General features: G+C 37.4%; 18 protein-coding genes. 1 reads left to right on the top strand and 17 read right to left on the bottom strand.

Going from position 1 to position 16,324, the window contains the following annotated elements:
* Nucleotides 1-29: 29 nt before the first annotated feature.
* From H8S40_RS06375 to H8S40_RS06355, 5 genes are all read right to left on the bottom strand, one after another.
* The gene (locus tag H8S40_RS06375) at nt 30-440 is read right to left on the bottom strand and encodes a cell division protein ZapA (protein WP_022076451.1); all 411 of its coding nucleotides are present in this window, start codon (nt 438-440) and stop codon (nt 30-32) included.
* A gap of 69 nt (nt 441-509) precedes the next feature.
* On the bottom strand, nt 510-1,502 hold the full coding sequence (ruvB, locus tag H8S40_RS06370) for a Holliday junction branch migration DNA helicase RuvB (RefSeq protein WP_022076452.1): 993 nt from the start codon (nt 1,500-1,502) through the stop codon (nt 510-512).
* A gap of 86 nt (nt 1,503-1,588) precedes the next feature.
* The gene (ruvA, locus tag H8S40_RS06365; RefSeq protein WP_118723723.1) at nt 1,589-2,200 is read right to left on the bottom strand and encodes a Holliday junction branch migration protein RuvA; all 612 of its coding nucleotides are present in this window, start codon (nt 2,198-2,200) and stop codon (nt 1,589-1,591) included.
* Between the two features lie 22 nt (nt 2,201-2,222).
* The gene (locus H8S40_RS06360; protein ID WP_186864872.1) at nt 2,223-2,717 is read right to left on the bottom strand and encodes a Gx transporter family protein; all 495 of its coding nucleotides are present in this window, start codon (nt 2,715-2,717) and stop codon (nt 2,223-2,225) included.
* Nucleotides 2,718-2,732: 15 nt separating this feature from the next.
* Nucleotides 2,733-3,089, bottom strand: a complete 357-nt coding sequence (locus H8S40_RS06355; RefSeq protein WP_186864871.1) for a NusG domain II-containing protein — start codon at nt 3,087-3,089, stop codon at nt 2,733-2,735.
* A 138-nt stretch (nt 3,090-3,227) separates the two neighbouring features.
* Here H8S40_RS06355 and H8S40_RS06350 point away from each other — a divergent pair, with 138 nt between their 5' ends.
* The gene (locus H8S40_RS06350; RefSeq protein ID WP_186864870.1) at nt 3,228-4,196 is read left to right on the top strand and encodes an FAD:protein FMN transferase; all 969 of its coding nucleotides are present in this window, start codon (nt 3,228-3,230) and stop codon (nt 4,194-4,196) included.
* A 73-nt stretch (nt 4,197-4,269) separates the two neighbouring features.
* Here H8S40_RS06350 and H8S40_RS06345 read toward each other — a convergent pair whose 3' ends face one another.
* From H8S40_RS06345 to H8S40_RS06290, 12 genes are all read right to left on the bottom strand, one after another.
* A complete protein-coding gene (locus H8S40_RS06345; RefSeq protein ID WP_186864869.1) occupies nt 4,270-5,079 on the bottom strand; it encodes an RnfABCDGE type electron transport complex subunit B in 810 nt (269 codons plus the stop codon).
* Nucleotides 5,080-5,089: 10 nt separating this feature from the next.
* Entirely contained in the window at nt 5,090-5,665 is a 576-nt protein-coding gene (locus H8S40_RS06340; protein WP_186864868.1) for an electron transport complex protein RnfA, read from the bottom strand.
* Complete coding sequence (gene rsxE / locus H8S40_RS06335; protein WP_022076459.1) at nt 5,662-6,381, bottom strand: electron transport complex subunit RsxE; 720 nt, start codon at nt 6,379-6,381, stop codon at nt 5,662-5,664. The genes H8S40_RS06340 and rsxE overlap by 4 nt, the downstream gene beginning before the upstream one ends.
* Nucleotides 6,374-6,988 carry an RnfABCDGE type electron transport complex subunit G gene (locus tag H8S40_RS06330; protein ID WP_022076460.1) on the bottom strand — a complete coding sequence of 205 codons (615 nt, stop codon included), beginning with the start codon at nt 6,986-6,988 and terminating at the stop codon, nt 6,374-6,376. The genes rsxE and H8S40_RS06330 overlap by 8 nt, the downstream gene beginning before the upstream one ends.
* Nucleotides 6,988-7,920: an RnfABCDGE type electron transport complex subunit D gene (locus H8S40_RS06325; RefSeq protein WP_022076461.1), complete on the bottom strand. Its 933-nt coding sequence runs from the start codon at nt 7,918-7,920 to the stop codon at nt 6,988-6,990. Before H8S40_RS06325 ends, H8S40_RS06330 begins: the two co-directional genes overlap by 1 nt.
* Before the next feature lie 14 nt (nt 7,921-7,934).
* Nucleotides 7,935-9,254, bottom strand: coding sequence for an electron transport complex subunit RsxC (gene rsxC / locus H8S40_RS06320; RefSeq protein WP_186864867.1), 1,320 nt, complete (start codon nt 9,252-9,254; stop codon nt 7,935-7,937).
* 255 nt (nt 9,255-9,509) lie between these two features.
* The gene (gene rpsA, locus H8S40_RS06315) at nt 9,510-10,592 is read right to left on the bottom strand and encodes a 30S ribosomal protein S1 (protein ID WP_022076463.1); all 1,083 of its coding nucleotides are present in this window, start codon (nt 10,590-10,592) and stop codon (nt 9,510-9,512) included.
* A complete protein-coding gene (ispH, locus tag H8S40_RS06310) occupies nt 10,573-11,430 on the bottom strand; it encodes a 4-hydroxy-3-methylbut-2-enyl diphosphate reductase (protein ID WP_186864866.1) in 858 nt (285 codons plus the stop codon). The genes rpsA and ispH overlap by 20 nt, the downstream gene beginning before the upstream one ends.
* 9 nt (nt 11,431-11,439) lie before the next feature.
* Entirely contained in the window at nt 11,440-12,096 is a 657-nt protein-coding gene (gene cmk / locus H8S40_RS06305; RefSeq protein ID WP_186864865.1) for a (d)CMP kinase, read from the bottom strand.
* Nucleotides 12,097-12,119: 23 nt separating this feature from the next.
* Entirely contained in the window at nt 12,120-13,349 is a 1,230-nt protein-coding gene (locus H8S40_RS06300; RefSeq protein WP_186864864.1) for a BaiN/RdsA family NAD(P)/FAD-dependent oxidoreductase, read from the bottom strand.
* 57 nt (nt 13,350-13,406) lie between these two features.
* Nucleotides 13,407-14,279: a MurR/RpiR family transcriptional regulator gene (locus tag H8S40_RS06295; RefSeq protein WP_366482672.1), complete on the bottom strand. Its 873-nt coding sequence runs from the start codon at nt 14,277-14,279 to the stop codon at nt 13,407-13,409.
* 63 nt (nt 14,280-14,342) lie between these two features.
* Nucleotides 14,343-16,133: an aminopeptidase P family N-terminal domain-containing protein gene (locus tag H8S40_RS06290; RefSeq protein WP_186864863.1), complete on the bottom strand. Its 1,791-nt coding sequence runs from the start codon at nt 16,131-16,133 to the stop codon at nt 14,343-14,345.
* Between the last annotated feature and the right edge of the window lie 191 nt (nt 16,134-16,324).

Here is a 16,324-nt window from a genome sequence, read left to right as displayed (position 1 = left end):
GCTGTCTGAACCAGACAGCCTACTATATTTTACTTTCTGTGATTCTTCATCTCAGTTTCCAATTTTACAATCTGCATCTGCAGATCATTATTCTCTTCTTTCATCTTCGCCAGTTCTTTTTCTGCATTCTCCAGCTTAATCTGAACAGAAATCAACTCATGTTTTAAATCATACATCTCTTTATCTTTCAGTTCAATATCACTCTCCAGCGAATCGCCCTGTTTTTTTGCTTTAAAATAATCATCTGCAATATTCAGAGCAAGGAGCACATTTCTTGTATCTGCACTCTGTTTTCGATATCCTTCACTGTTCGTGCATTCTGTAATTTTATGGTTCAGATAAGAAGATACTTTTTGTAAATACTCTTCTCCCTCAAATCCACTTAACGTATATACTTTTCCACCTATTAAAACTTCTGTAAAATGTTTTGCTGAACTCATAGCTTCCTCCTTGCGTTTCTTCATTGCTATTATAAACTATATAAACACAAAAACCAACCATTTTTTAAATTATATCTCAATCCCAAGATGTTTATATGCCAACTCCGTCACAACTCTTCCTCTCGGAGTTCTCTGTATAAATCCATTTTTTAAGAGATATGGTTCATATACATCTTCCAGTGTTCCCGCATCTTCTGCTATAGATGCAGCCAGAGTTTCAAGTCCTACCGGTCCACCTTGGAATTTTTCAATCATTGTAAGTAAGATCATTCGGTCTATGTGATCTAGTCCATACGTATCAACATCTAACAAATTCAGTGCGTAATTTGCCACTTCCTCTGTAATCACTCCATCATATTTTACTTGTGCAAAATCTCGTACTCGTTTTAATAAACGATTAGCAAGACGCGGAGTTCCTCTTGAACGCTTTGCCAACTCCACAGCTCCGCTTTCTTCTATTTCAACTTCCAACACCTTTGCTGAACGCAATATAATCGTAGTTAATTCTTCTTCTGTATATAATTCCAGATGATGAATAACTCCAAAACGATCTCTCAAGGGTGCTGTTAGCATTCCTGCTCTTGTTGTTGCACCTACTAATGTAAATTTAGGAAGATCTAAGCGGATAGATCTTGCTGATGCCCCTTTTCCGATCATGATATCAATTGCATAATCTTCCATTGCCGGATAAAGAACTTCTTCAACCTGCCGATTTAATCTATGAATCTCATCAACAAATAAAATATCATTTTCTTGCAGATTATTCAGAATTGCTGCCATCTCTCCAGGTTTTTCGATAGCAGGACCAGATGTAATCTTTATATTAACACCCATTTCATTTGCAATAATACCAGCAAGTGTTGTCTTTCCAAGCCCCGGAGGACCATAAAATAACACATGATCTAAGGCGTCTCCACGTTCTTTTGCTGCTTTAATATAGATCTCCAGTGTTTTCTTTGCTTTTTCCTGACCAATATAGTCTTTCAAATACTGTGGCCTCAAATTATTTTCTATTTTTATATCTTCTTCCAGATTTTCCGTTGTAATAATTCGTTTTCCCATATTATCCCTCTGTCATTGCTTTTGCCGGTATTTAGATTTTGACCAGTGCTTATATGTGCTTTGGTAATATAATAACATCAGCCGTTCTAAAACAAATTTTTAAGTGCCGCCTTCAACACATCCTCAACTGTCTCGCATTTTGCTGATACTTTCTTGACTGCCCGAAGACTTTCCGTACTTCCATACCCAAGCGCAACCAATGCCTGAACCGCTTCTGATTGGATTTCACTTGTACCGCCTGATGTATTTGACTCCTGAAAGCCATCCCCATTCGCCTTGTTTTCTAATACTTCTTCTAAATTCAATTTGTCTTTCAATTCAATGATCAACTTTTCGGCTGTCTTCTTCCCAATTCCAGGTGCTGCTGATATCGCTTTTGCATCCCCGGACAGCACTGCAAATCGAAGATCATCTGCTGATAAACTTGATAGAATATTTAATCCGCCTTTCGGACCTATACCACTTACTCCTATAACTAATTTAAAAATTTCCAAATCATCTCTCGTGCAAAATCCATATAACTGCATCGCATCTTCACGCACATTCAGATAGGTGTGAATTTTTACTTCTTCGCCAATTGACGGTAAACGTCCCATTGTCTGTTCCGGCATATAAATTCCCCATCCTACACCATTCACATCCACCACTATTTTATCTTTCTCAACTGCTACCAATTCTCCTCTTATATAAGAAATCATATAAATAGAACTCCTTTTTCCTCTATTCAAAACAAATGTTCCTGATACGCTTTAAAACTTCTTGTGATACAACTCCTATTCCCAATCCGGTTAAAACACCTGCTACAAGTAACACAGGGAAATAATATCCCACTTGATATGTCTCAACCACCAGCATAGCAACAATGAGCTGACCCACATTATGACTCACACCGCCAGCTACACTGACTCCAATTACACTAAAGCCGCCTTGCTTCTTTAACAGCGTCATAATTCCCAGACTTAATACACCTCCGGCAATGCTATATAAAATACTTGATAAATTACCAAATAAAAAACCTGAGAGCATAATTCTAACAATTGAAAGTAATAAAGCCTCCTTAGCACTGCCTTTATAAAGCATAATTACGATCATTATATTAGCAAACCCCAATTTAATACCGGGAACTCCAAATTGAATAGGTATCATAGTTTCAATGTAACTAAACATCAAAGCAAGTGCCGTAAAAACACCAAAATAAGCCACTCTGTTCTTCATATTGCCAGCCTCCTTCTAGTTCGTTACAGCATCTAATTCTTTCTCTTCTCCATCAACAATCGACACAACTACTTTATTAGGCAGACAAATAATGCTTTCGCCTTCTTTCGAAATAGCTTTCTGCCTTACACATATCTGATCCGGACAATCTGCACTTTCCATCTGTGCCCTCCCGTCTTTTATCATTAATACATTCGAATCTTGTATAACAATCTTTTGTTCCTTGGAAAGATCATAAGTACCATATATTTTGCCGGCCACATATACTTCTGCTTTTCCCTGTATTGTCCTGCCGCTTGTTATATGTAGGACAAAAAAAATCCCTGCAATCGCAAGAATCACAGTAATCAATATCCAATCTTTTTTCTTCATACTCTACCTCTTGCATACCATCATAGCACAGCATTTTCAGAAATGCAACCACATGTTCGATTGTATAACTTTCTGTTTTCCGTTATAATAAAGTGTATTTTTTATATTATACAATAAGAAATAGAATTTGAGGTGCATATGAAAAAATATATCGCATTGTTACTTACTTTTTTTACTTTTTGTTCGATTTTTGGTTGTACTTCGCAAAAAAAAGAGGAACTTATTCAAGTATCTGGTGTTTATTTTGATACCGTCATTCAAATCCAGGCATGGAATGCAGACCCTGATGTGTTAGAAAACTGCAAAGAAATGTGTCAGGAATATGAAAATAAATTCAGCACAGAAATTCCAACAAGTGAAATTGCTCAGATTAATTCCGCACATGGAAATCCTGTCAATGTATCTGATGAAACCATCGATATTCTAAAAACTGCTTTGTATTACTGTAAACTTTCAAATGGGAAATTTGATATTACAATTGCTCCTGTCAGTAAACTTTGGGACTTTAATGGTGAACACAGTGGAACACTACCAAACAGCGAAGACATTTCCAATGCATTAACTCATGTAGGGTATCAAAATATTGTCCTCAATGGCAATTCTGTAACATTATTAGATCCAGAAGCACAAATTGACTTAGGAGGAATTGCCAAAGGATATATTGCTGATCGTTTAAAGGAATATTTACTCAGTATGAACGTCCATCACGCCTTAATTAATCTAGGAGGAAATATTTTGGCAGTAGGCAATCGTTACGATGGACAGCCTTTTCATATCGGAATCCAAAAACCTTTTGACAAACAAAATGAACCCATCACACAACTTGAAATTACAGATAGGTCCGTTGTATCTTCCGGTAATTATGAACGCTATTTCAAAGTAGGCGACACCATTTACCATCATATACTGGATACTTCTACCGGTTATCCATGTCAAAATGATCTTTATCAAGTAACTATTATTTCTGACAACTCTGTAGATGGCGATGCCCTTAGTACGACCTGCTATGCTCTTGGCTACGAAGATGCCTCTAAATTAATCAAACAGTTAGATAACATAAAAGCTATTTTTATTACATCTGATTACAAACTTCTTACAGTAGAATAATAGAAATAAAAAAGTCTTTACCTTATATAGCAAAGACTTTTTTATTCTTTCTATTATTTTAATTACAAATCTATTAAGATACCGGAATTTTTCTCGGAACAATGACTTTTCGTGGACATTTATCTGCACAAACTCCGCAATTAGTACATTTAGATGCATCAATATGTGCCAGGAAATTTGTAACTGTTATAGCTCCTGCTTCACAGTTTTTCTCACACAGCTTACATCCAATACACCCTACTGCACAGACATCCATCAGGGCTTTTCCTTTATCATTAGAATTGCACTGTACAAATGTCTGCTGTTTGTATGGAACAAGTTCAATCAATTTTTTTGGACATGCAGCAATACATTTTCCACATGCCTTACATTTTTCTTTATCTACCACTGCAATTCCATTTACAATATGGATTGCATCAAATGGACATGCCTTCACACAGTTTCCAAACCCAAGACATCCGTAATCACAGCCTTTTGGTCCGGCATCCTGCATCATATTAACCATAACACAGTCTCTCACTCCATGATACTCATACTCATCTTGTGCTTTCTCGCAAGTTCCCGCGCATTTTACAAATGCTGTCATTTTTTCCTGTCCGTCTGCTGAAACACCCATGATTTCACCTATCTTGACTGCAACCGGAGAACCACCAACAGGACATCCGCTTACTTCTGCCTCTCCTGCTACAATTGCTGCTGCAAGACCTGAACATCCTGCATACCCGCAACCACCGCAGTTATTTCCCGGGAGTACACCGAGAATTGCTTCTTCACGTTCATCTACTTCAACGGCAAATTTTTTCCCAGACACTCCAAGGAAAACACCGATGAACAATCCTGTTCCGCCGACAATAACGGCTGCCAGTATAATACCTGTAATCATATTTTCCCTCCTAAATCAATCCTGAGAAGCCAAAAAATGCTATCGCCATCAATCCTGCAGTTACAAGCACGATTGGTGTTCCTTTAAATGCTTCCGGAATATCATTGTATTCAATTTTTTCACGAACACCTGCCATCAACACAATTGAGACAAGGAATCCAAATGCTGTTGCAATTCCATTTACAACACCTTCTAAAATTGAATAAGATTTCTGCACATTTGTCAACGCAACACCTAAAACCGCACAGTTTGTTGTAATCAATGGAAGAAATACTCCAAGTGCGTTATATAGTGGAGGCATAACCTTCTTCAAAAACATTTCTACAAACTGAACCAGAGCTGCAATAACTAAAATAAATACGATTGTCTGTAAATATTCAAAGCCTGTCGGAATAAGAATAAACTTGTAGATCAAACCAGTAACAAAGGAAGATATTGTAATAACAAAGATAACGGCACCTCCCATACCTGCCGCAGTCTTTGTGTTCTTTGAAACACCGAGGAACGGACAAATTCCAAGGAACTGACTCAATACGACATTGTTTACAAATGCAGAACCTACTGCAATTAACAATAATTCTTTCATTTCTGTTCCTCCTCTTTCTTATCTGTCTCTATTGTAGTACTGCCACCACACTCCAAACGCTTTCCACATGATTCACAACCTGCTCCGCATCCGATTTTTGCTGCATTCGGATCACCTTTTGCAATTGCTTTTTTCTTCATTACATTTTGCAATGCAGTCAGGCATGCAAGAACAAAGAATGCTCCTGGTGCAAGAATGAAAATTGTAATCGGCTGATAAGAATCCGGAAGTATCTGATAATTAAAAAGTGTTCCGGCACCGATTAGTTCTCTGACAATACCAATTGATGTCAAACCAACTGTAAAGCCAAGTCCCATACCAAGTCCATCAAAAATGGATGGAAGAACCGGATTCTTTGAAGCATAGCTTTCTGCTCTTCCAAGAATAATACAGTTTACAACGATCAGCGGAATATATAACCCTAATGAGTCATAAAGGCTTGGAACAAATCCTTCGAGAAGAAACTGTACAATTGTTACGAAAGAAGCAACTACCACGATAAACGCCGGCATTCTCACCGAATCCGGAATGATTTTACGAAGCATAGAGATCAACATATTGGATAACACCAATACAACTGTTGTTGAAAGTCCCATACCAACACCGTTAATAGCAGATGTTGTAACCGCCAATGTCGGACACATGCCAAGCATTAACACGAAGGTAGGGTTTTCTTTGATTAGTCCGTTATATAAACGTTCTGTATATTTATTCATTTACACTACCTCCTAACTCTTCTTGAAAATACGCCAACGCAGAATCTACTGCATTTGTTACTGCATTTGTTGTAATTGTTGCACCACTCAATGCATCAATTTTATCATCGCCTTCTTCTCCTGATTTTGTATAAGAGAATTTTTCAACCTTTTTATCTTTAAACTGATCTTTAAAATCAGCCTCTGTCGCCTTCATACCAAGACCTGCTGTTTCACTGATAGAGAGCATTTCAATACCTTTTACTGTTCCATCTGTCTCAATACCAACTGAAATCTGAATATCTCCGCCATATCCTTCATGAGATGTAACAGTAATAACATATCCTACAGTTTCTCCTGAAGTATCTTGTCCGACAACAACTTCTGAAATATCGTCGCTTACATAACCTGCTTTATTCAAAATTTTCTGAGCCTTACTTTCTTTAAAACCTTCTTCATTTACAAATGTATCTGCATCTGCAAGAACTGTTCTATAGGCTTCTTGTTTTGCATCTTCCTGAGCCTGTGCGATTGGTATTTTTGTTACTTCATATACCAGACCCAAAAGTGCTCCCGCAACCAATGTGATTGCCATCAAAATCCCTGTATTTTTTATAATCTTATTCATTATTTTTCTCCTCCTTTACCGAATGGTTTTGGAAGAGTAACCTTTTCAATCAATGGAACTAAAAGGTTACTGATAATAATCGCATAAGAAACTCCTTCTGCAGATCCTCCGAACAAACGGAATAATCCAGTTAGCACACCTAGGCAGATACCATATACTATCTGTCCGCTTTTTGTAATCGGTGATGTAACATAATCGGTAGCCATAAACCAGGCTCCAAGCATCAGACCACCACCACAAAGATGTGCTGTGATAAACTGCGGATCAAAACCATGTCCACCAAAAATAGAAATAAAAATCACAAATGTTACAATATAAGTACCCGGAATTCTAAGATCAATAATCCCAAGAAGAATTAAAAACATTGCACCGATCATGATTGCAAGTACAGATGTCTCTCCGATTGTTCCACGAATATTTCCAATAAGCATATTCATTGTATTAACAGTTTCTCCCGCCTTTAATTCAGCTAACGGAGTCGCTCCTGTTACACCATCATATACAAAATACGTCATCTTTCCTGTAAAAGAAATCAAAAGAAAACATCTGGCTCCAAGTGCCGGGTTCATGAAGTTCTGGCCAAGCCCACCGAAAAGCTGCTTTACAACCAGAATTGCAAATATCGAGCCTAAAGCTCCCATCCATACAGGAAGTGTAGGAGGAAGGTTTAATGCAAGCAATAATCCGGTTACTACTGCACTAAAATCCTTGATTGTAATAGTTTTATGCATTAATCGCTCATAAATATACTCTGTAGCTACCGCCGTTAAAGTTGTAACAACCACAAGTACCCATGCATGTTCATGACGGAAGTTATAAATTCCGAAGAAAGTTGCTGGTAACAGTGCGATCACTACCATCAGCATAATGTTGCTGGTTGTCACCTTATCCCTAATGTGTGGAGAAGATGATACTTTTAACTGTTCATTCACTGTCTTTCACCTCTCTATTTTTTTCTCTTATTTGCAAGTGCAATTTTTTTCATCGCACCAATGGATTGTTTCAATTGACGTTTTGCCGGACACACATAACTGCAAGAGCCACATTCTACACATTCAAGTCCATTCCATTTCAAAAATGCCTCTTCATTAAATCGCTGAGCAAAATCTGCCAATCTGGACGGAATGATTCTACTAGGACAGACTTCTACACAGCGTCCACAGTTAATACAGGCTGATTCAGAACTTGCTGCAACAACATCTTTCTCAAATGCCAGAATAGAGGACGATGTCTTTGTAATTGGAGTATCCAGAGAAATCATTGCAAATCCCATCATCGGGCCACCAGAAATTACTTTCTCAGGTGAACAGTTAAAGCCACCTGCTGCCTCGATTACTTCCTGATGATTTGTTCCTAATAATACTTTAAAGTTTCCCGGACGTACCACAGCATCTCCACTGACAGTCACAATTCGTTCCATTAAAGGTTTTCCATTTATAACCGCATTATGGATTCCCACCAATGTTTCCACATTATCTACAATACATCCTGCGTCGGCTGGCAGCATTGATGAATTAATTGCCCGCTTTGTCAGAGCATAAATAAGCTGACGCTCTGCTCCTTGTGGATATTTTGTCTGCAAAATGCGCACTTCCATACGAGGTTCATCTTTAACTGCTTCCTGTAATTTTTCAATACAGTCTTTTTTATTATCTTCTACACCAAAAATTCCTTTTGCATTCTCAAACAATGACAATACAACACGCATACCACTTACCAGTTCTTCTGTATTTTCAAGCATTCTTCTGTAATCTGCTGTAATATATGGCTCACATTCTGCACAGTTTGCTATAATATATTCAATTTTATCTGGTTCCTTCGGTGACAACTTAACACGTGTTGGGAAACCTGCACCTCCCATACCTACAATTCCCGCTTCGCCAATTTTGTTAAGAATTTCTTCTTTTGACAGTTCTCCTAATGCTTTTGAGCAAGAATATTCCACTTCATTATATTCACCATCATTTTCAATCACAATACAATCCACACTGTTTCCTGTCGGGTTCAAATGTTTTTCCAATGCAAGCACTTTACCTGATACAGATGAATAGATTGGCGCTGAGACAAATCCACCTGCTTCCGCAATCTTCTGCCCCTTTAACACAGCATCTCCCTTTGCGACAATTGCAGTTGCCGGAGCGCCTATATGCTGAGACAATGGATAAATCATCTTTCCTGTTGGAATTACTTCTTTAATTGGCTGATCTTTTGCAAGACTTTTACCATCATTTGGATGAATCCCACCTTTAAATGTTAACAATCCCATTCTTTTTTCTCCTTTCCCTTACATTAATCACAATTTTACTAAATTATGTATACAAAATCCAGTATATTTTGATAAGTCTTTGTATCTTTTGATGTACATAAAGCTAATTTCGTTCATTTTTAGATTGTGAATTTTTCATCATTTTTGCATTAAAAAAGACCAGCTCCTAACGGATGCTGGTCCTTTACGTTCTTCAAAGAATTCGAAAAGATCTAGCAGACCTCTTCTATTGTATATATCTTTTTACAACTAAAATTATTCTTCTGTCGCTTCCTGAGAATCATCAGTGCTCTCAAGTGCTTTCATGCTCAGGCTGATTTTCTTATCTGCTTCGTTCAAATCAACGACTTTAGCTGTTATCTCCTGTCCAACTGCAAGAACATCTGAAGGTTTTTCTACATGTGCTCTTGAAATCTGTGATACATGAAGTAATGCATCAACACCTGGTGTCAACTCAACAAATGCTCCGAAGTCTGTCATACGAGCAACTTTACCTGTTACTACTGAACCTACTGCAAATTTTTCTGAAGCATCAGCCCATGGATTTGTCTCTGGGAATTTCAAGCTAAGTGCAATCTTAGTATCATTGATATCTTTAATAAGAACTTTTACTGTATCTCCTACATGGAATACTTTCTTAGGGTTCTCAACTCTTCCCCAAGACATCTCTGAAATATGGAGTAAGCCATCAACACCACCAAGATCGATAAATGCACCGAAATCAGTTACATTTTTAACTGTTCCTTCTACTACATCACCAACATTCAGTTTTGCAAAAAGTTCTTTCTGTTTTTCAGCTCTCTCTGCAACAAGAAGCTGTCTTCTATCACCGATAACACGGTTTCTTCTTGGATTGAACTCACTGATCACGAACTCGATTTCCTGTCCATCGTATTTGCTCAAATCTTTTTCATAAGAATCAGATACCAGACTTGCCGGGATAAATACTCTTGCACCTTCAACCTCTGCGCAAAGTCCACCGCCAAGAATCTGTGTTACAGTTGCTTTTAATACTTCTTTGTTCTCAAAAGCTTCTTTTAATCTCTCATTTCCTTTTTCAGCTGCAAGTCTCTTATATGTCAGTAATACCTGACCTTCACCATCATTTACTTTTAACACTTTTACAGTCATAGCATCTCCAACTTTTACTGCTTCAGTTAAGTCTACAGACTGATCATTTGAGTACTCGCTCTTTGTAATAATACCATCGGCTTTGTATCCGATATTAAGGATAATCTCTTCAGGTTTCACATCGATAACTGTACCCTCTACAACCTCTCCATTATGAATTGTTTTGAATGACTCATCTAACATTTGTTCAAAAGATAATTCTGACATTATTTTGAACCTCCTCAATTATATTGTTGGGCGTGGATGCCCCTGCTGTAATACCTACTGTTTCCACTGACCCTAATTGATTCATATCCAAATCGTCAAGTGTCTGTATGTAGTACGTATCTTTACATGCGTTTTTGCATATTTCAAATAACTTCTGGGTATTGGAACTATGTTTATCACCAATCACGATCATAGCATCCACCTCTTCTGCAATGCGTTGTGCCTCTGTCTGGCGCTCCTTTGTAGCATTACAGATTGTATTTAAAACACTTACATCATAACTCTTTTTTAAAATAATTTCAACTAATTCTTTAAATTTATTGTAATTAAATGTCGTTTGAGAAACAACACAGACCTTTTCATTTTCCGGAATTGTCAACTTGTCTATATCTTCTTTCGTTTGTACCACCACAGCTTTTATACCAGCCCAGCCACGAATCCCCTCTACTTCCGGATGCTGTGGGTTTCCTACTATAATAATATAATTTCCGTTTGTGCTTTCTTTTTGTACAATATTATGGATCTTTTTCACAAAAGGGCAGGTTGCATCTACAATCTTAATTCCTTTCGCATTTAACTTGTCATAAATCGCTTTCTCCACTCCGTGTGAACGAATAATCACCGTTCCTTCTGTCAACGCATCCAGTTCTGCTTCACTTTGAAGTACGATAACTCCTTTTTGTTTCATATCTTTTACAACTTCTTCATTATGAATGATCGGACCATATGTGTATATCGTTGTACTTTCCGAAGCCTTTTCTAATTGTTCATATACGGTATCTACTGCGCGTTTTACACCAAAGCAAAATCCTGCGGTTTTTGCACGAATCACTTCCATAAGCTCCTCCTATTTACAATAGTTGCAGATTGTTTTTACAACTTCATCTATTGTCATTTCTGAACTATCTACTAAAATAGCATCTTCTGCCTGTTTTAACGGAGCAATCTCTCGATTCATATCGCGTTCATCTCGTTCCTTGATGTCTTGCGCGATTTCTTCATACACACAGTTTTCTCCTTTTTCCAGAAGTTCTTTGTACCTGCGTGTTGCTCTTGTTTCAACGCTCGCTGTCAGATAAATTTTCACATCTGCATTCGGCAGAATATTTGTGCCAATGTCACGGCCATCCATAATAACATCTTTTTCTCTTGCCAGTGTTCTTTGAAGTTCTAATAATTTCTCGCGTACTGCCGGAATTGCCGATGTTTTAGAAGCCATATTACCAACTTCTTCCGTTCGAAGCATAGCTGTTACATTTTCACCATTCAAATATATCTGCTGTACATCGTTTTCATAAACGATACTCACTTCTGCATCTTTGCAGGCTTCCACGATTCCTTTTATATCTTCTGCTTTAATTCCTTTTTTTATAAAATGAATTGCAAGCCCTCTGTACATTGCACCAGTATCTACATAAATATATCCTTTTTCTTTTGCAACCAGCTTTGCAATCGTACTTTTTCCTGCTCCTGCCGGGCCGTCAATTGCTACATTATATCCCATTTTTGCTTCCTCTTTCTTAATATTTATTGTATCGAAATTCCTGCCAAATATCCTGTAGACCAGGCAATCTGCAAATTAAATCCACCTGTCAATGCATCAAGATCTAATACCTCTCCGGCAAAATACAATCCCGAAACTTTCTTCGATTCCATCGTTCCAGGATCAATATCCTTCACGCTTACTCCACCTTTTGTGATAATTGCTTCATTATAGCTACGCAATCCTGTTAATGTCATTTTAAAATTCTTTATCAGATCAACAAAGCAAAGTCTCTCTTCCTTTGAAATTTCATTTACTTTCTTCTCTGGCGAAATTCCACTTAGCTCTATCATAATAGGTTTAAGTTTTGCCGGAAACAACTTATCTACTGCGTTTTTAAATTGTTTGTTTTTATTTTCTTCAAAATCCCTTAAAACTCTCTGGTCTAGTTGTTCTCTGCTTAGTGCCGGTTTCAAATCAATCTGCAGTGTAAGTTCTTTATCTTGCAATTTTTTCCCAACAACACTGCTTGCACTGATGATGATTGGACCGCTGACGCCATAATGTGTAAATAGCATCTCGCCAAATTCATCATATAATTTCTTCTTGCCATCCAAAATGGTTCCCCGGACATTTCGAAGGGATAATCCTTGCAATTCCTTTGCATACCATTCTTTTACTTCCATAGGCACAAGTGATGGATATAATTCCGTTACCTTATGCCCTGTTTTTTCTGCGAAACGATATCCATCCCCCGTAGACCCTGTAGATGCATAAGAAATTCCTCCTGTTGCAACAACACAGGCATCTCCAGAAACTTTCTTCCCATTTTTCAAAACAACGCCTGTAAACTTTTCATGTTCCACCAGCACATCTTTTACTTCCGTACAAAAATGTATTTCTACACCTAATCGCTCTAATTCATGCTTCAATGCATGAATAATATCAGACGAATGGTCTGACTCCGGAAAGACTCTGTTTCCTCTTTCCACTTTTAAACGAACACCCAATTCTTCAAAAAAATCCATTGCCTGTTCATTGGTAAAGCTATAAAAAGCACTGTATAAAAATTTTGGATTACTCTTTACTGCATCAAATAGCGCATCCATATCTCCTGCATTTGTTACATTACAGCGGCCTTTTCCAGTTATGAATAACTTTTTTCCAATTTTTTCATTTTTCTCAAAGAGTTCTACCCGATGTCCGTTTCTTGCCGCAAAAATTGCCGCAACAGCTCCGGCTGCTCCTCCTCCTATAACTATTACTTTACTCATATACTTCCATTATCCTATCTTCTATATTTCTTTGAATACCACATTTAACAGGTACTCTTACACTTCAGAATTATCCTCGATACGATTCAGTTCATCTCCACTGTAAACTTGGTATTCACCCCAAATTTGTTCTAATGTCTCAAGTGTCCCTATTACTTCTTCCTGTTTTTTCATACATAATGCAACTATCAATGCATTCACTACACTCAATGGTGCTACCAGGGAATCTACAATTGATGCCATATCACTTCGTGCGATCAGATTACATGAAGAATATATATTTATCGGTGAATGGACACTGTCCGTCAATGTAATAATTTTTGCTTTGCGTTTACTGGCAAATTCCAATGCTTTCAATGTTCTTTGAGAATATCTAGGAAAACTAATCCCTATGATCACATCTTCTTCTCCAATTCGAATCAGCTGTTCAAAAATCTCACTTGAACTGTTTGTATTTACCGCAATTACATTATCACAAAGTAAATTCAAATAGAAACTCATAAAAGCTGCCAATGGTGCACAACTTCGAATCCCAAGCACATATATTTTTCTTGCATTTAAAATAGTATCAATCGCTTGATTGAAGGCTGAATGATCAATTCCATTCAATGTCTGTTTTATTTTTTCAATATCTGATTGAAGCACCGTTTCTAAGATTTGAGACTGACTAATTCTTCCATATGTCACTTTCATTCGTTGAATAGAATTCAATCTGTTCCTCACCAGTTCTTCTAATGCTTTTTGAAATTCCGGATACCCTTTATATCCAAGCTGTGTTGCAAAACGCACCACTGTAGATTCGCTGACACCTACTACTTCTCCTAATCTCGCAGCAGTCAAAAATACTGCTTTATCATAATTATCCAGCACATATTCCGCCACACGTTTCTGTCCTTTACTGAGATCTCGATATTTTTCCTCTATTCTCATCTGCAATTCATTTGTACTGTTTTCGACCACTTTGAAATCCTCTTTTTCTTTCATGTTAATTATTTAAACTTCTCTTGTATAAAGCTTAAGCCATTCTTTTTCTTCATCGTTTAAATACGGAGAAACTATACTATAAACATCTTTATGATATGAATTTAACAGTTCTTTTTCTTCTGTTGTCATAATTGTTGCATCAATCGCATCCAGATCGATTGGAACAAAAGTCAAGATCTCAAATTTCATAAACTGACCATATTCATTTGACACATCTTTCTTTACCAGCAATTCATTTTCAATTCGCACACCATGAGAGCCTTCAATATACAATCCCGGCTCATCTGTAATCACCATGTGCTCTTCTAACGGATGATTGTTGTCTTGATTGAACTTCCATTGGAAGCGCTGTGGTTCCTCATGAATGTTTGCTAAATATCCAACTCCATGTCCTGTTCCATGATTATAGTTTAAATGTTGACGCCAGAATGGTTCACGTGCAATACAATCAAGATTCATTCCTGTACAACCATACAAAAATGTAGTTTCAGCCAATTTCAGCATACTAATTGCCACTGTTGTGAAATGACGTTTTTCCTCAGCCGACACCTCTCCAAGAGCTATTGTTCTCGTAATATCTGTCGATCCTTCCCAATAGTTTCCGCCTGTATCACTAAGCAGCAATCCTTCTGGTCTTAATTCCACATCAGTTTCCTCTGTTGCAGAATAATGAACGATTGCACCATGCTCTTTATATGCACTGATTGGTCCAAAACTTGGCCACAAATATCCTTCCTGCTCTGCACGAAAGGCTGCCAGTTTATCTGAAGCACTAATTTCTGTAATCTTTTCTTTTCCGACATGTTTTTTCAGCCAATACATGTATTTTGTATGAGCCACTCCATCTTTTATATGTGCATTTCGAATATTCTCAACTTCTATATCGTTCTTAACCGCCTTCATTAGAATAATTGGATTTTCTTCTTTTACAACTTTAACTTCCTTTGGAATGTTATTAAACAAAGCATAATTCACCTGTCTTGGATCTACCATTACAGTCTCGTTTTCAGATATTTCTTTCACTCTCTGATAAATAGAATCATATGCATATACTTTTACATGGTTATCTTGTAAATGCTTTTTTAGTTGCTCATCTATTTTTTCCGCATCTACATACAATTCCACTTCGTCCATTTTAACAATTGCATAACTTAACAACAATGGAGAATATTCTACATCATCACCACGTATATTAAGCATCCAATCAATATCATCCAGGCTTGCCAGAATCTGCATTGTTGCCTTGTGTTCTTTCATCACCTTACGTACTCTTGTAAGTTTTGATTCTACACTTTCGCCTGCGTAATTCAACGGAAGTAAAAATGCTGGTTTCTTTGACATCTCTGGTCGATTACTCCAAAGTTCTCCTAACAAATCATATTCATATACAATATTTCCATTCTTTTCTTCTACGATTTCAGCAAACTGTTCACCTTCTTGTTCCCCAATGGTTCTTCCGTCAAATCCGAGAACTTCATTTTCTTTTAATTCTGCTTTTAAAAACTCCTCAATTGTAGGAACTTCCGGTTCTCCCATCTTCATCAGTTGGACTCCTGTCCCTTTTAACTGTGTAGCTGCCTGTAAGAAATAACGTCCATCAGTCCACAAGTATGCACTATTTTTTGTTACAACTGCAGTTCCTGCTGATCCGGTAAAGCCAGTTAAAAATTCGCGTTCTTTAAAATAATCCCCCACATATTCGCTCTGATGATAATCTGCTGTCGGAACAATATATGCGTCTATTTTATGCTTCTTCATAAGCTCTTGGAAATTTGCAATTCTGTCTGCAATCTGATTCATTTCAATTACCTCTCTTTCATTCCCGTTTCAGGCAAATCTATTCTATTCAAGAATGCCTCGGCATTCTTGCTGCGAGGTGCGCGTCATGCAATTGCATGACATACTTCTACTGCGCACCTCTGCAATCCTGCCGGAGGCTATATCAGATGGGGGATTGACTCCCCCACTGATACCAGCTTGTTTCTCACCAC

The organism is Ruminococcus hominis (genome assembly GCF_014287355.1).
GTDB lineage: Bacteria > Bacillota > Clostridia > Lachnospirales > Lachnospiraceae > Schaedlerella > Schaedlerella hominis.
The sequence above is the reverse complement of the archived record's forward strand: the minus strand, read 5'-3'. Positions and strand labels throughout refer to the sequence as shown.

Coding starts and splice junctions, on each gene's coding strand:
- H8S40_RS06345 (WP_186864869.1), bottom strand. CDS start 5,079: ATGATTACAGGTATTATACTGGCAGCCGTTATTGTCGGCGGAACAGGA.
- H8S40_RS06375 (WP_022076451.1), bottom strand. CDS start 440: ATGAGTTCAGCAAAACATTTTACAGAAGTTTTAATAGGTGGAAAAGTA.
- H8S40_RS06330 (WP_022076460.1), bottom strand. CDS start 6,988: ATGAATAAGATTATAAAAAATACAGGGATTTTGATGGCAATCACATTG.
- H8S40_RS06290 (WP_186864863.1), bottom strand. CDS start 16,133: ATGAATCAGATTGCAGACAGAATTGCAAATTTCCAAGAGCTTATGAAG.
- ruvB (WP_022076452.1), bottom strand. CDS start 1,502: ATGGGAAAACGAATTATTACAACGGAAAATCTGGAAGAAGATATAAAA.
- rpsA (WP_022076463.1), bottom strand. CDS start 10,592: ATGTCAGAATTATCTTTTGAACAAATGTTAGATGAGTCATTCAAAACA.
- cmk (WP_186864865.1), bottom strand. CDS start 12,096: ATGGGATATAATGTAGCAATTGACGGCCCGGCAGGAGCAGGAAAAAGT.
- H8S40_RS06360 (WP_186864872.1), bottom strand. CDS start 2,717: ATGAAGAACAGAGTGGCTTATTTTGGTGTTTTTACGGCACTTGCTTTG.
- H8S40_RS06295 (WP_366482672.1), bottom strand. CDS start 14,279: ATGAGAATAGAGGAAAAATATCGAGATCTCAGTAAAGGACAGAAACGT.
- ispH (WP_186864866.1), bottom strand. CDS start 11,430: ATGGAAGTGATTCGTGCAAAAACCGCAGGATTTTGCTTTGGTGTAAAA.
- rsxC (WP_186864867.1), bottom strand. CDS start 9,254: ATGGGATTGTTAACATTTAAAGGTGGGATTCATCCAAATGATGGTAAA.
- H8S40_RS06300 (WP_186864864.1), bottom strand. CDS start 13,349: ATGAGTAAAGTAATAGTTATAGGAGGAGGAGCAGCCGGAGCTGTTGCG.
- rsxE (WP_022076459.1), bottom strand. CDS start 6,381: ATGAATAAATATACAGAACGTTTATATAACGGACTAATCAAAGAAAAC.
- H8S40_RS06340 (WP_186864868.1), bottom strand. CDS start 5,665: ATGAAAGAATTATTGTTAATTGCAGTAGGTTCTGCATTTGTAAACAAT.
- ruvA (WP_118723723.1), bottom strand. CDS start 2,200: ATGATTTCTTATATAAGAGGAGAATTGGTAGCAGTTGAGAAAGATAAA.
- H8S40_RS06350 (WP_186864870.1), top strand. CDS start 3,228: ATGAAAAAATATATCGCATTGTTACTTACTTTTTTTACTTTTTGTTCG.
- H8S40_RS06355 (WP_186864871.1), bottom strand. CDS start 3,089: ATGAAGAAAAAAGATTGGATATTGATTACTGTGATTCTTGCGATTGCA.